Genomic DNA, 12,799 nt, shown 5'->3' with positions numbered 1-12,799 from the left:
GGGGGCGCTCCCCACTAAGGCGCGCGCAGCTTTTCCCACACAGCACAGGATTTTTCATGGCCGCCACCGCCCGTTTCGATGTCGTCGCCATCGGCAATGCGATCGTCGACGTTCTTGCCCGCGCCGACGATGCGCTGATCGAGGCCGAAGGCCTGACCAAGGGATCGATGCGGCTGATCGACGGCGAAGAGGCCGAACGGCTTTATGCGGCGATGGGGCCGGCGGTCGAGGTTTCGGGCGGCAGCGCAGCGAACACGCTTGCCGGGATGGCGGCGCTCGGCGAACGGTGCGCCTTCATCGGCCAGGTCGCCGACGACCAGCTCGGCCATGTTTTCACCCATGATTTGCGCGCGCTCGGCGTCGCCTATGAAACCCCCGCGCTCAAGCAAGGCGCGCCGACCGCGCGCTGCCTGATCCTCGTCACCCCTGACGGCCAGCGCACGATGAACACCTTTTTGGGCGCGAGCCACCTGCTCGACCAGGCGATGATCGACGAGGCGTGGATCGCCGATGCGAAGATCCTCTATCTCGAAGGCTATCTGTGGGATCCGCCGCTGTCGCGCGCTGCGATGCGCCGCGCGATAGACGTGTCGCGCGGCGCCGGGCGCAAGGTCGCCTTCACCCTGTCGGACGCCTTCATCATCGACCGTCATGGCGAGGATTTCCGCAAGCTGATCGCTGAAGGGCTGTTCGACATCCTCTTCGCGAACGAAGTCGAAATCTGCGCTCTTGCCGAAACCGAGGACTTCGAGGCGGCGGTCGCCAAGATCGCGCCGCAGGTGCCGCTGCTCGTCGTCACGCGCGGCGCGCATGGCGCGATCGCGCTGCATGACGGGGTGCGCACCGAGGTCGGCGCCGAACCGATCGACCAGGTCGTCGACACAACCGGCGCCGGCGACCTCTTCGCCGCCGGTTTTCTCGCGGGTCATGCCGAGGGCCGGTCGATGCACGACTGCCTGACGATGGGCGCAGTGTGCGCGCGCGAAATCATCGCGCAGGTCGGCCCGCGCGCGCAGACCGATCTCAAGGCGAAGGTTGCGGCGCGGTTGGGATAGGAACTTTCGCCGGTCCCGAAGCGTCCTATGCGCCATCAGCATAGGGAGAGTTTCTTATGGCCGACGAAATCCACACGACGCGCGATCCCGACGGGACAACGCACACCACCACGGTCATCGACCGCGAACCGCGCCGCGGCGGCGGGATAGGCTTGGGCCTGATTTTTCTCGCCGCGATCCTGATCGCCGCCTTTTTCGCCTTCCAGTTCCTCGCCAACGACAAGGCCCAAAGCGGGGCGATCACCGAGGCCGCGCAAAAGGTCGGGGGTGCCGCCGAGGATGTGGGCGACGCGGCCCAGAAGGCGGTCGAATAAGGGTCAGGCGGCGGCCGCTTCGGCCGGATCGGGGTGCTTCTTGAACAGCGCGCGATCGGCCGGGCCGAAACCGCGCGTCCAGATCAGCCACGCGTAAACGCCCAGGATGAAGGGCACGCCGATCAGCAGCTCGGCCCATTCGGGAAGCTGCGTCGCGCCCCAGCCGAGCACCGCGGCGCCCGCAGTTGCCCACACGAGCGCCCAGCGCAGGCTGTTCACCGGCGCGCCGAGCACGCGCGCGAGCAGCCGCGCCTTGACCACCGAGGCGAAACCGAGCGCGAGCATCAGCGCCAGCGCGACGGCGCCGGCGTAATAGATCGGCGGCAGGCCCATCGATTGTGCGACCAGGATCAGCGCGACGCTGAGGGCGGCTTGCAGCGCGAGCGTCGCAATGCTGATCAGCAGGTTGCGGTGGCGCGCGACATAGACGAGCGCCGCTTCGCTGACGACTGCGGTCGCCGCGACCACCTCCGCGGCGAGCAGGAAGGCGAGCGCTGCGGTGCCGCTCACAAATTCGGGGCCGACGAGCCCCATCACCGCCTCGCCCGGGATGCCGAGCGCGAGCGCGACGCCGGCCTGCGCCGCGATGATCCAGAACCCGACCTGGCTCACTTGTGCGGCCACGGCGGCAAGCCGCTTTTCGGCGAGGTTGCGCGTGATGACGGGGCCGAGGATCGGCTCGAAGCTGGTCTTCAGCTTTTGCGGCAGCGAGGCGACCTGCTGCGCCATATAATAGATGCCGTAGATCGTCGGCGAGGTGAACTGGCCCAGGATGAACAGGTCGAGCCGGCGCGTGCCCCATTCGATCGCATCGGCGGCGGCGAGCGGCGCGTTGCGCCGCGCAACTGCGATCAGGTGCGCAGGGTGTGGTTGCCACCCCTGCGGCCCGCCATAATGGCGGAGCATCGGGATCAGCGCGGTCAGAAAGGCGCCGAGCATCGCCGCGGCGTAGGAGAGCATGAGGCCGTCGCGCACCGACACAAACCAGAATCCGGCGGCGGCGGCGCTGATAACCCAAGGCTCGACTACCGCGCGCGCGCGCACCGTCGCGCCGATATCGAATTTATAGGCGCAGGCGGCAAGCGCGATGTCGGTCCCGGCGATCGCGAAGACGAGCAGCGCCATCCAGCGGTCGGTGCCATCGATGCCGCCCGACGGAAACATGATCTGCGGGAAGAGCGCAAGGAGTAGCGACCCGGCGGCGGAGGCGATGAGCGCGACGAACATGCCATCCCAGACGACGGTCCGATGGTCGGCGCCGGGCGCGCTCAATTGTTCGGCGAGGCCGCGCTTGAGCCCCAGCGTCGCGAGCTGTGCAACAAGTTCGATGACAAGCACGGCAAAGGCGAAGCGCCCGACCGCCTCTGGCCCGTACCAGCGGCCCGCCACATAGAGGAAGGGCAGGCGCGCGACGAGGCGAAGGATGAAACCGAAGAAGTTGGTGCGCCCGCCCTTCGCGAGGGCCGCCGTATCCGCGTCCCGCGGGGGACCGTCCGGCGAAGCGGGCGCGGCTGCGCTGTCCGTCTGGCTCAAGCCTCGCGCCCCTTCTGCCTCGCCCTGCCGGTCAGTCTAGCGTGGCGCGGGCGAGCAGGCAATTGTGTGCGGCCCATCATCGGCCTTCGGATCGCAGCGGCCGGCTGAGCAGGGCATGAATGGCGTCGGCGACGCGCACTTCGTCCGCAACGAGGCGCGCGACGGTATCGGTGATCGGCATGTCGATGCCGTCGGCGCGCGCGGCGGCGGCGACCACGGGGGCGCTGAACGCGCCTTCGGCGACGGTGCGGCGGTCGGCCATCAGCGTGGTGGCCTCTTCGCCGCGACCGAGCCCCTGGCCGAGCGCGAAGTTGCGCGAATTGGACGAGGTGCAGGTCAGCACGAGGTCGCCAAGTCCGGCGAGTCCGGCAAGCGTTTCAGCCTGTGCGCCGCGCGACAGACCGAACCGCGTCATTTCGGCGAAACCCCTGCTGATCAACGCCGCGCGCGCGTTAAGCCCGAGCCCGGCCCCGTCGACGATGCCGCAGGCGATCGCGAGGATATTCTTGACCGCGCCGCCGATTTCGGCCCCGATGACGTCGGTCGAGACATAGGGACGGAAATGCGGGCGCGCGAGCGCCTGCGCGAGACTGCTAGCGACGGCGGCGTCGGCTGCGGCAAGCGTGATGGCGGTGGGGAGGCCGGCGGCGACCTCGTGTGCGAAGGTCGGACCCGACAGCACCGCATGCGGGCGCTGCGGCGCGAGATCCCGTGCAATGTCGATCGGGAAGGCGAAACTGCCCGCTTCCATCCCCTTGCTGCAGAAGATCAGCGGCGCGCTGCCCCGCGGGAGCTCGGTAAGGACGGCGCGCAGGAAGGGGACGGGGACGACCATCAGCAGCGCGTCCAGGTCGGTCATTTCGAGAAGGTCCGTGGTGGCGCTCAGCGACGGTGACAATGTCGCGCCGGGTAGGAAGACGGGGTTTCGATGCTCGCTATTGATCGCCGCAACGACATCCGCTTCGCGTGCCCACAGCCGCACGGGCGCACCGTCGGCAGCGAGAAGCTGTGCAAGCGCGGTCCCCCACGCGCCGCCACCGACGACGCCGAACTTCGAATAGGACGTCATGCCTTCACTCCTGCTCCGCGGACCGTCTCGGCATCGGGATCGAGCGGCCACCGCGGACGGGCGGCGGTATCGAGCGGGTCGGTGAGCCCCGCCGCGAAACGTTCGACGCCCGCCCACGCGATCATCGCACCATTGTCGGTGCACAGCCACAGCGGCGGTGCGACAAAGGCCTTGTCGAAGCGCGCGGCGAGGTCGGTTAGCGCGGTGCGTATCGCTCCGTTCGCGGCGACACCGCCGGCGACAACGAAAGCGGTCGCTTCGGGGCAAGCGGCGAGCGCGATGCGGCTGCGATCGACGAGGCAATCGACGACCGCTTGCTGAAAGGACGCGGCGAGGTCGGGGATGCTATGCTCGCCGCCCGCTGCGGCGCGCGCAACCGCGCTCTTGAGGCCCGCGAAGGAGAAATGCGGCTCGATGCTGCCGACAAGCGGTCGCGGCAGCGGCACGGCGTCCGGCCTGCCGTCCTTCGCGATACGCTCGACCGCGGGGCCGCCGGGATATCCGAGGCCGAGCAGCTTGGCGGTCTTGTCGAACGCCTCGCCCGCGGCGTCGTCGATCGTCGTCGCGAGGCGGCGGTAATCGCCGACGCCGCGCACGAGCAGCAACTGGCAATGCCCGCCCGAGACGAGCAGCAGCAGATAGGGGAATGCGAGGGTCGGATCGGCGAGGCGCGGGCTCAGCGCGTGGCCTTCGAGATGGTTGACCGCGATCAGCGGCTTGTTCGCGGCATGCGCGAGCGCCTTTCCCGTCACCAGCCCAACCATGACGCCGCCGATCAGCCCGGGCCCGGCGGTGGCGGCGATCGCGTCGACCTCGGCGAGCGTCACGCCAGCGTCGGTCAGGACGCCCTCGACGATCGGCGCGAGCCGATCGACATGCGCGCGTGCCGCGATCTCGGGCACGACACCGCCATAGGGCTTGTGCTCCGCCTCTTGCCCCGCGACGCGGTGCGCCAATATGCGCCGTTCGCTGTCGACGAGCGCCGCCGCGGTTTCGTCGCAGCTCGATTCAAGGCCGAGGATGAGAGTCATATTGTTGCGCGCTCCTTTACCCGCCCCTTTATCGCGAGAGCAAGCCGCGCTAGCAGCATCGGGATGAATGGCATTCCTACCCCCGAAAACCCGTTGCGTATCGGCACAAGGGCCTCGCCGTTGGCGATGGCCCAGGCCCATATGGCGGCGGCGGCGCTGATTGCCAGCCATGGCATCGACATGGCGGCGCTCGAAATCGTGCCCATGACCGCGACGGGTGACAAGATTCAGGATCGCGCGCTCGCCGAAGTCGGTGGGAAGGCATTGTGGACGCGCGAGCTCGACGCCGCGCTCGATTCGGGACGGATCGATATCGCCGTCCATTCGCTGAAGGACGTCGAGACGCTGCGCGACCCGCGCTTTTTTCTCGGCGCGATGCTCGAGCGCGCCGACCCGCGCGACCGGCTGGTCGTGCGCGAAGGGATTGCCGCGACAATGATCGCCGACCTGCCGCACGGCGCGCGGCTCGGGACCAGCAGCCCCCGCCGCGCCGCGCAGGTGAAGCGGATCCGTCCCGATCTCGAGACTGTGCTGCTGCGCGGCAATGTCGCGACGCGGCTCGCCAAGATTGCGGATGCCGACGCCGATGCCACCTTGCTCGCGGCGGCGGGGCTCGACCGGCTCGGGATGCATGACGTCGGATCGGTGCAGCCGGCCCACATGCTGCTTCCCGCCGCGTCGCAAGGGGCGATCGGGATCGAATGCCGCGCCGACGACGGTCCGGCCCGCACCTTGCTCGCGGCGATCGACCATGAACCGACGCACCGGGCGGTCGCGGCGGAGCGCGCATTCCTTGCAGCGCTGGGCGGCGACTGCCGGTCGCCCGTGGCGGCGCATGCAAGTTGGCAGGCGGATGGGAGCCTGCGCCTCGCCGCCGAAATTTTCTCGGACGATGGCGCCGACCATGGTGTGGGACATATCATCGTCGACGGCCCCGACGCGGCGGGGGCGCTGGCGCGGCGCTTGCTTGCTGCCGCGCCCGACAGTGTCCGGCGCCTGTTCGCGGCATGAGAACCGGCGCGCCGCTGATCGTTACGCGGCCCGAACCGGGCAATGGCGCGACCGTCGCGCGCGCCCGCGCGATGGGATTCGACGCGCGCTCACTCCCGCTTTTCGCCGCGCGGCCGCTCGATTGGACGATTCCTGCGGCGAGCGAGTTCGATGCATTGCTGCTGACCAGCGCATCGGCGCCGCGCCTTGCCGGCCCGGCGCTCGCGTCGCTGGCGTCGCTCCCTGTCCATGCCGTGGGCGCGGCGACCGCGAACGCCGCGGACGCCGCGGGGCTGACGGTGGACAAAGTCGGTGCCGCTGACGCGCAGCAGCTTCTTGATGACATGGCGTCACGAAATATCCGCCGGATATTATGGCTTTGCGGGCGCGACCGCTCCGAATTCGACGCCCGCACCGCCGCGATTACACCGCTGCCCTGCTATGCCGTCGACCGGATTGCGCCGCCCGCCGAATGGGCGCAACTGATCGCCGGGCCGGCGGTGCTGCTTGCGCATTCGGTGCGCGCCGCCGCTTATGTTTCCGAGCTCGCCGGCGCGGCCCGCGATCACCTGGCGCTCGTCGCGATCAGTGCCAAGGTGGCAGCCGCCGCAGGCGACGGCTGGGGCGATCTCGTCATCGCGGGACAGCCCGACGACGGTGCAATGTTGGCACAAGCGCATGCTTTGTGGCACAAGGTCCCCAAATAGGGTCGTTCGAAAGAGAAACATGGCAATCGACAGCATCGACACCTCCTTGCCCGCGAAGGACGAGGCGGTTCCTGCGCGGGGACTATCGTTTCGCGCACTCGCCCTTGGCGCTTTCCTCCTGCTCCTGATCGGGGTCGTCGGGGGCGGCTGGGCGGTTAATCGCTGGCTGACGGGAAATGACAGCGTCCCGGTCACGAAAATGATCGAATCGCCCGGCGGCGCAACGGCCCCGGTCGTGGTCGCCAGCGGCGCGGTAAAAGCCCCCGCCGCCGGCCAGCCGCTGGTCGTGGCGCCGATCGACGGCGCCAACGCGCTCGCCGCGCGCGTCGCCGAACTCGAACAGCGGCTGTCGCGCATCACCCTCGAAGCCGAATCGGCCTCTGGCAATGCGTCGCGCGCCGAGGGGCTGCTCGTCGCCTTTGCTGTGCGCCGCGCGCTCGATCGCGGTTTGTCGCTGGGCTATCTCGATGCGCAACTCCGTCTGCGTTTCGGCGACGACCAGCCCAATGCGGTGAAAACGATCATCGACACGTCGCGCGAGCCGGTGACGCTCGAACAATTGCGTGCCGAACTCGATACGCTGGCACCGCAGCTGGTCGGGCGCGGCGGCGACAGTAACGGCAGCCTGTGGACCGGGCTTCGCCGCGAACTCGGTGAATTGTTCGTCGTGCGCGCCGCGGGGACCCAGTCGCCGCGCGCGTCCGAACGGCTCGAACGCGCGCGGCGCTATCTTGCCGGGGGCCAGGCCGACAAGGCGATTGCCGAGGTCGAAGCCATGCCCGGGGCGGCGGCGGCGACCGACTGGCTGATCGATGCGCGGCGCTATCATGAAGCGCGGCGCGCGCTTGACCTGATCGAGACCGCGGCGATATTGGAACCGCGCGACAGTCCCGCTGCCGCAATGGCCCGCAAAACGGCCGAACCGACCTCGTAGCGCGCATTCCGTAAGGGCTGCCCGCCCTTTTAAGGAAGCCCGTTCCATGGCCCTCGCCGACCCGCAACGCATCGAAGCGCTCGATCCGCTCGATCCCCTCCAGCTCGACGCCGAACTGAGCGACGAGGAGCGGATGGTGCGCGACACGGCGCGATCCTACGCGACCGACGCTTTGCTGCCGCGCGTGACGTCGGCGTTTCTCGACGAACGGTTCGACCGCGAGATCATGTCCGAAATGGGCCAGCTCGGCCTGCTTGGCGCGACGATCGACCCCGAATATGGCGGCGCTGGACTGAACTACGTCAGCTACGGCCTGATCGCGCGTGAAGTCGAACGCATCGATTCGGGATATCGTTCGGCCTGTTCGGTGCAGAGCAGCCTGGTGATCCACCCGATCAACGCCTATGGCAGCGAGGAGCAGAAGCGCAAATATCTCCCCGGACTGACCTCGGGCGACCTCGTCGGCTGCTTCGGCCTCACCGAACCCGATGCCGGGAGCGACCCCGGCGGCATGCGCACGCGCGCCGAAAGGATCGAGGGCGGATATCGCCTGAAGGGCGCGAAAATGTGGATCACCAATTCGCCGATCGCCGATGTGTTCGTCGTATGGGCGAAGTCCGAAGCGCATGACGGCGCGATCCGCGGGTTCCTGCTCGAAAAGGGCATGAAGGGCCTGTCGGCGCCGAAGATCGAGGGCAAGGTGAGTCTGCGCGCCTCGGTCACCGGCGAAATCGTCATGGACGGGGTCGAGGTTGGCGAAGATGCGCTGCTGCCGCATGTCTCGGGGCTCAAGGGGCCGTTCGGCTGCCTCAACCGCGCGCGCTACGGCATCGGCTGGGGCGCGATGGGCGCGGCCGAATTCTGCTACGAAGCGGCGCGCAATTACACCGGAGAGCGCAAGCAGTTCGGACGCCCGCTCGCGGCAAACCAGATCGTGCAATTGAAGCTCGCCAACATGCTCACTGAAATCGCGCTCGGGCTCCAGGCGGCGCTGCGCGTCGGCCGGCTGATCGACGAGGGGCGGCTTGTTCCCGATGCGATCAGCCTCCTGAAGCGCAACAATTGCGGCAAGGCGCTCGATATCGCCCGCGTTGCGCGCGACATGCACGGCGGCAACGGCATTTCAGCCGATTATCATGTCATCCGCCACGCGGTGAACCTTGAGACGGTGAACACCTATGAAGGCACGCACGATGTCCACGCGCTGATCCTCGGCCGTGCGATCACGGGCATTTCGGCCTTTGCCTAAACCGCTTGAGGGCATCCGCGTCGTCGAGCTGGCGCGGGTGCTCGCTGGCCCCTGGTGCGGGCAGTTGCTCGCCGATCTCGGTGCCGAGGTGATCAAGGTCGAACGGCCGGGTACGGGCGACGATACGCGCGAATGGGGCCCGCCCTTCGTCACCGGAGCCAACGGCGAGAATCTTGGCGCGGCCTATTATCATAGCTGCAATCGCGGCAAGCGGAGCGTGGCAATCGATATCGCGCGTGCCGAGGGGCAGGCGGAGGTGCAGGCATTGCTTGCCAATGCCGATGTCGTCATCGAAAATTACAAGGTCGGCGGCCTCGTCAAATATGGGCTCGATCCGGCAAGACTCTGCGCAGATTTCCCGCAGCTCGTCGTCTGCTCGATCACCGGTTTCGGCCAGACCGGGCCTTACGCGCACCGGGCGGGCTACGATTATATCGTGCAAGCGATGAGCGGCTTCATGTCGCTCACCGGTGAGCCCGACGGGGCGCCGCAAAAGGCGGGGATCGCCTATGCCGACATCTTTACCGGCATGTATTCGGCGGTTGCGATCCTGGCTGCGTTGCGACGTCGTGACGCCACCGGTGTGGGCGCGCATGTCGACATGGCGCTGCTCGATTCGCAGGTCGCGGTACTCGCCAACCAGGCGGCCAATTACCTCGCGAGCGGGGTTGCGCCGAAACGGATGGGCAATGCACACGTCAATGTCGTGCCTTATCAGGTCTTTGCGACCGCCGACGGCCAGCTCGTGATCGCGGTCGGCAACGACGGGCAATATCGAAAGCTCTGCGCGACATTGGGCGTGCCCGAATGGGCCGACGATCCGCGTTTCGTCAACAATGCCGCGCGGCTTGCGAACCGCGCCGAACTGATCCCGCTGCTCGCCGCAAAGATCGCGGCGTGGAACGCGCAGCCCCTGTCGCTCGCGCTCGAGGCGGCGGGGGTGCCGGCGGGGCCGATCAACGATCTGGCGCAGGTGTTTTCCGACCCGCAGGTTATCGCACGCGGCATGCGTTTCCGGCCCGAGGGCGCGTCCATCGACGGGGTCGCAAGTCCGATCGTGATCGATGGCGAGCGCATGGTGGCATCGACAGGCGCGCCGGCGCTAGGCGATTGACTCCGGGTTCCGACCGGTTGCTGCCGGTGCACGCAGGGCAGCTATTGACCGATAGTTGTCATAAGATCCTCCCCGTGCCGCAGGCATGGGGAGGTGGCAGCGCGAAGCGCTGACGGAGGGGCAAATGGCGCGACGCTGCGGGCCCTCCACCACGCCCTGCGGCGCGGTCCCCCTCCCCACCCCAAAACGGACGTTGCGTCGCCAAAGAAAAGGGGCGCCGTCGCTAGCGCCCCTTGCCCCCTTTTTACAAACCGCCCGGTCAGAATTTGACCGTGCCGGTCACGAATAGCTGGCGCGGGTTTCCGTAGAAGGCGGTCGCGATGCCTTCGCGGCCAAGCGACGGGATCGGATTCCCGTTCGGTGCCGCAAGCGGCAGGCCCGTGGTCGGGCTGGTCAGAAGGAACTGATAGCCCGACGTCTTATATTGTTTGTCGAGGATATTCTTTGCATGGAGGCCGATCGAATAGCGGTCGCCGGCGAAATTATAGACGAGGCTGGCGTCCCACAGCGCATAGCCCTTCTGGTCGAGATAGGGGCTGGGATATTCGAACTGCTGCGTCTTGCTCCGATAGGAGACGGTGGTCGACAGGTTGAGGTCGCCGTCGCCCATGGGAACCAGCGCGCCGAGCGTGCCCGATGCGGTCCAGGTCGGCGTGTTCTGGATATCGGTGATATCCGACACGTCGGTGCCGAGGTTGCCGATAAACTCGTCATATTGCGCATCGATATAGCCGAGCGTGCCGGAAAAGGTCATGCGCGACCCCGCGCCTGCGAAATCATGCGCGAAGCGTGCCGAGGTTTCGAGCTCCAGGCCCTTGAAAGTTGCCGAGGCGGCGTTGGTGGTAACGCCCGAAAAGCCTTCGAAAACGCCGTCGTTATTCGCGTCGATGCCGACCGAGCCCGGAATCTGGACATTCTTGTAATCGGCGTAGAATCCCGTCAGCGCGAAATTGACGTCTCCATTCGCCGACGCGCCCTTGATCCCGGCTTCGTAGCTGTCGACCGTTTCGGGTTCGAACAGGAAGAAATTGTAGATCTCGTCATAGGCGAAGATACCGTCGTTGTTGATATCGATCGCGCGGACGTTCGCGCTGCCGCGCGGGTCGAAACCGCCGCCCTTGAAGCCCTTTGAATAGGAAGCATAGATCATCAGGTCGTCGTGGACGTCGAACGACACCGAAGCGCGCGGGGTGAATTTCTTGAAGCGCGCCTTGCCGTCGAAATCGGTGATCGGCGCGCCGATCGGGACGCTCTCGCCGCCGAATTCGGGATCGGCGCCGAGGATCTGGTTGGTCTTGAAGATATAGCTGTCGCGATTGTCGACGGTATAGCGCCCGCCGACCGACAGGTGCAGCCGGTCGGTCACGTCGAAGGTGACGTCGCCGAACACCGACCAGCTATCGGTGCGTACGTCGCCGATCGTTTTTTGGCCGAAACCGAGCGCGACGGGAACCGGAGTCGGCAGCAGCGGGCCGGTTTCGGCAAGGATCACGTCGAACTTGGTATAGGCGCGCGCGTCGAGATAATAGAAGCCCACGAGGCCGTGCACCCGGTCGCTTTCATAAAGGAGCTGGAATTCCTGGCTCAGCTGTTCGTTGCGATAGACGGCGGGCACGTCGACATCGACCGCGGGCAGCGCGTCGAAATCGATCGGCGTGAAGCTGTCGTCCTTGCGCCAGGCGCTGATCGAGCGGAGCGTCAGATTGTCGCTGAGCTCGGCGGTGACGTTGAGCGCGAGGCCCCATGCTTCGACATCCTGCTTCGGCGCGTTAAGTCCGGCGCGCGTGTCATAGACATCGTCGAGGACGGGCGCGCCCGACAGCAGGCCGGGGATCAGGCGGTGGCCGTTACGCGGATCCGACTTGTCGCGCGTATAGTCGCCCGACAGGCGGATGAGGACGGGCGCGTCATAGCCCCCAAATTCGATCGTGCCGCGGCTCCCCCAGACGTCCTTGTTGTAATTTTCGACGCCGGGGATGTTCAGATTGTCGCCGAACCCGCCGCGCGACAGTCGCGCGAGCGAACCGCCCACGCGCAGCATGTCGCCGATCGGCGCGCTCACCGTCAGCACGCCTTCGGCCTGGTCGTAGGTGCCATAGGTCGCGCGCGCCTTCAGGCTGAAATCCTGCGGCAGCGACTTGGTGACATATTTGACCGCCCCGCCGATCGTGTTGCGGCCATAGAGCGTCCCCTGCGGGCCGCGCAGCACCTCGATCCGCTCGACATCGTAAATGTCGAGGACCGCCGCCTGAGGACGGTTCAGATAGACATCGCCGAGATAGATGCCGACACCCGCCTCGAAACCCGGGACGGGATCCTGCTGGCCGACGCCGCGGATGAAGGCGCTGAGCGTCGAATTGGTCCCGCGCGAGGTCTCGAGCGTCGTATTGGGGGTGATGTTCGCGACATCGGTCAGATCGAGCGCGCCCCGCGCTTCGAGCGCGTCGCCCGAAATCGCGGTGACCGCGACCGGAACATCGAGCAGTCGTTCGTCGCGGCGGCGTGCCGTCACGATAATCTCGTCATCATTTGCATCGTTGGCGCCGGCGTCCTGCGCAAAGGCTGCGGGCGTGAAGGCGATCATCGAAAGGGCGCTGGTGGCAAGGACCGCGCGACGCAGCCGGGGGGCGAAAGGACGCATATGAGTCTCCCATGTCTCGGGTGACCCCACGCCACCCTGGTTCTGCTTTTCTTTGGGCCGGTGCTTGCCAAGCCGCGCTGCGTCCAATAATGAAACATGAACCAAGTTTCAACTTGGAATATGCATTTGTCGTTTTTTGCTTGCCTGTGGTGCCGAAAAGCC

General features: G+C 66.9%; 11 protein-coding genes. 7 read left to right on the top strand and 4 right to left on the bottom strand.

Annotation, left to right across the window (positions count from 1 at the left end):
* Positions 1-56 precede the first annotated feature (56 nt).
* Entirely contained in the window at positions 57-1,055 is a 999-nt protein-coding gene (locus HDC35_RS10320; RefSeq protein WP_184646321.1) for an adenosine kinase, read from the top strand.
* Between the two features lie 56 nt (positions 1,056-1,111).
* On the top strand, positions 1,112-1,369 hold the full coding sequence (locus HDC35_RS10315; protein ID WP_184646319.1) for a hypothetical protein: 258 nt from the start codon (positions 1,112-1,114) through the stop codon (positions 1,367-1,369).
* Between the two features lie 3 nt (positions 1,370-1,372).
* Here HDC35_RS10315 and HDC35_RS10310 read toward each other — a convergent pair whose 3' ends face one another.
* From HDC35_RS10310 to tsaD, 3 genes are all read right to left on the bottom strand, one after another.
* A complete protein-coding gene (locus HDC35_RS10310; RefSeq protein ID WP_184646317.1) occupies positions 1,373-2,902 on the bottom strand; it encodes a lipopolysaccharide biosynthesis protein in 1,530 nt (509 codons plus the stop codon).
* Between the two features lie 76 nt (positions 2,903-2,978).
* A complete protein-coding gene (locus HDC35_RS10305) occupies positions 2,979-3,971 on the bottom strand; it encodes an NAD(P)H-dependent glycerol-3-phosphate dehydrogenase (protein WP_184646315.1) in 993 nt (330 codons plus the stop codon).
* Positions 3,968-5,002, bottom strand: a complete 1,035-nt coding sequence (tsaD, locus tag HDC35_RS10300) for a tRNA (adenosine(37)-N6)-threonylcarbamoyltransferase complex transferase subunit TsaD (RefSeq protein WP_184646313.1) — start codon at positions 5,000-5,002, stop codon at positions 3,968-3,970. The genes HDC35_RS10305 and tsaD overlap by 4 nt, the downstream gene beginning before the upstream one ends.
* Positions 5,003-5,065: 63 nt before the next feature.
* Between tsaD and hemC the strand changes: the two genes are divergently transcribed.
* The 5 genes from hemC to HDC35_RS10275 are packed head-to-tail and all read left to right on the top strand — an operon-like array spanning position 5,066 to position 9,996.
* Entirely contained in the window at positions 5,066-6,013 is a 948-nt protein-coding gene (gene hemC, locus HDC35_RS10295; RefSeq protein ID WP_184646311.1) for a hydroxymethylbilane synthase, read from the top strand.
* Positions 6,010-6,699, top strand: coding sequence for a uroporphyrinogen-III synthase (locus tag HDC35_RS10290; RefSeq protein ID WP_184646309.1), 690 nt, complete (start codon positions 6,010-6,012; stop codon positions 6,697-6,699). Before hemC ends, HDC35_RS10290 begins: the two co-directional genes overlap by 4 nt.
* Positions 6,700-6,718: 19 nt before the next feature.
* On the top strand, positions 6,719-7,633 hold the full coding sequence (locus HDC35_RS10285; protein ID WP_184646307.1) for a mitofilin family membrane protein: 915 nt from the start codon (positions 6,719-6,721) through the stop codon (positions 7,631-7,633).
* Positions 7,634-7,679: 46 nt separating this feature from the next.
* On the top strand, positions 7,680-8,882 hold the full coding sequence (locus tag HDC35_RS10280) for an acyl-CoA dehydrogenase (RefSeq protein WP_184646305.1): 1,203 nt from the start codon (positions 7,680-7,682) through the stop codon (positions 8,880-8,882).
* Entirely contained in the window at positions 8,875-9,996 is a 1,122-nt protein-coding gene (locus HDC35_RS10275) for a CaiB/BaiF CoA-transferase family protein (RefSeq protein ID WP_184646302.1), read from the top strand. Before HDC35_RS10280 ends, HDC35_RS10275 begins: the two co-directional genes overlap by 8 nt.
* 259 nt (positions 9,997-10,255) lie before the next feature.
* On the opposite strand, the gene HDC35_RS10270 is transcribed toward HDC35_RS10275, so the two are convergent.
* The gene (locus tag HDC35_RS10270) at positions 10,256-12,637 is read right to left on the bottom strand and encodes a TonB-dependent receptor (RefSeq protein WP_184646300.1); all 2,382 of its coding nucleotides are present in this window, start codon (positions 12,635-12,637) and stop codon (positions 10,256-10,258) included.
* Between the last annotated feature and the right edge of the window lie 162 nt (positions 12,638-12,799).

The sequence above is a fragment of the Sphingopyxis sp. JAI128 genome (assembly GCF_014207235.1).
Classification (GTDB): domain Bacteria; phylum Pseudomonadota; class Alphaproteobacteria; order Sphingomonadales; family Sphingomonadaceae; genus Sphingopyxis.
The sequence above is the reverse complement of the archived record's forward strand: the minus strand, read 5'-3'. Positions and strand labels throughout refer to the sequence as shown.

Excerpts from the sequence above, each read along its gene's own strand:
- HDC35_RS10290 (WP_184646309.1), top strand. The coding sequence starts at position 6,010 with ATGAGAACCGGCGCGCCGCTGATCGTTACGCGGCCCGAACCGGGCAAT.
- HDC35_RS10315 (WP_184646319.1), top strand. The coding sequence starts at position 1,112 with ATGGCCGACGAAATCCACACGACGCGCGATCCCGACGGGACAACGCAC.
- HDC35_RS10320 (WP_184646321.1), top strand. The coding sequence starts at position 57 with ATGGCCGCCACCGCCCGTTTCGATGTCGTCGCCATCGGCAATGCGATC.
- HDC35_RS10280 (WP_184646305.1), top strand. The coding sequence starts at position 7,680 with ATGGCCCTCGCCGACCCGCAACGCATCGAAGCGCTCGATCCGCTCGAT.
- tsaD (WP_184646313.1), bottom strand. The coding sequence starts at position 5,002 with ATGACTCTCATCCTCGGCCTTGAATCGAGCTGCGACGAAACCGCGGCG.
- HDC35_RS10285 (WP_184646307.1), top strand. The coding sequence starts at position 6,719 with ATGGCAATCGACAGCATCGACACCTCCTTGCCCGCGAAGGACGAGGCG.
- HDC35_RS10270 (WP_184646300.1), bottom strand. The coding sequence starts at position 12,637 with ATGCGTCCTTTCGCCCCCCGGCTGCGTCGCGCGGTCCTTGCCACCAGC.
- hemC (WP_184646311.1), top strand. The coding sequence starts at position 5,066 with ATGAATGGCATTCCTACCCCCGAAAACCCGTTGCGTATCGGCACAAGG.
- HDC35_RS10305 (WP_184646315.1), bottom strand. The coding sequence starts at position 3,971 with ATGACGTCCTATTCGAAGTTCGGCGTCGTCGGTGGCGGCGCGTGGGGG.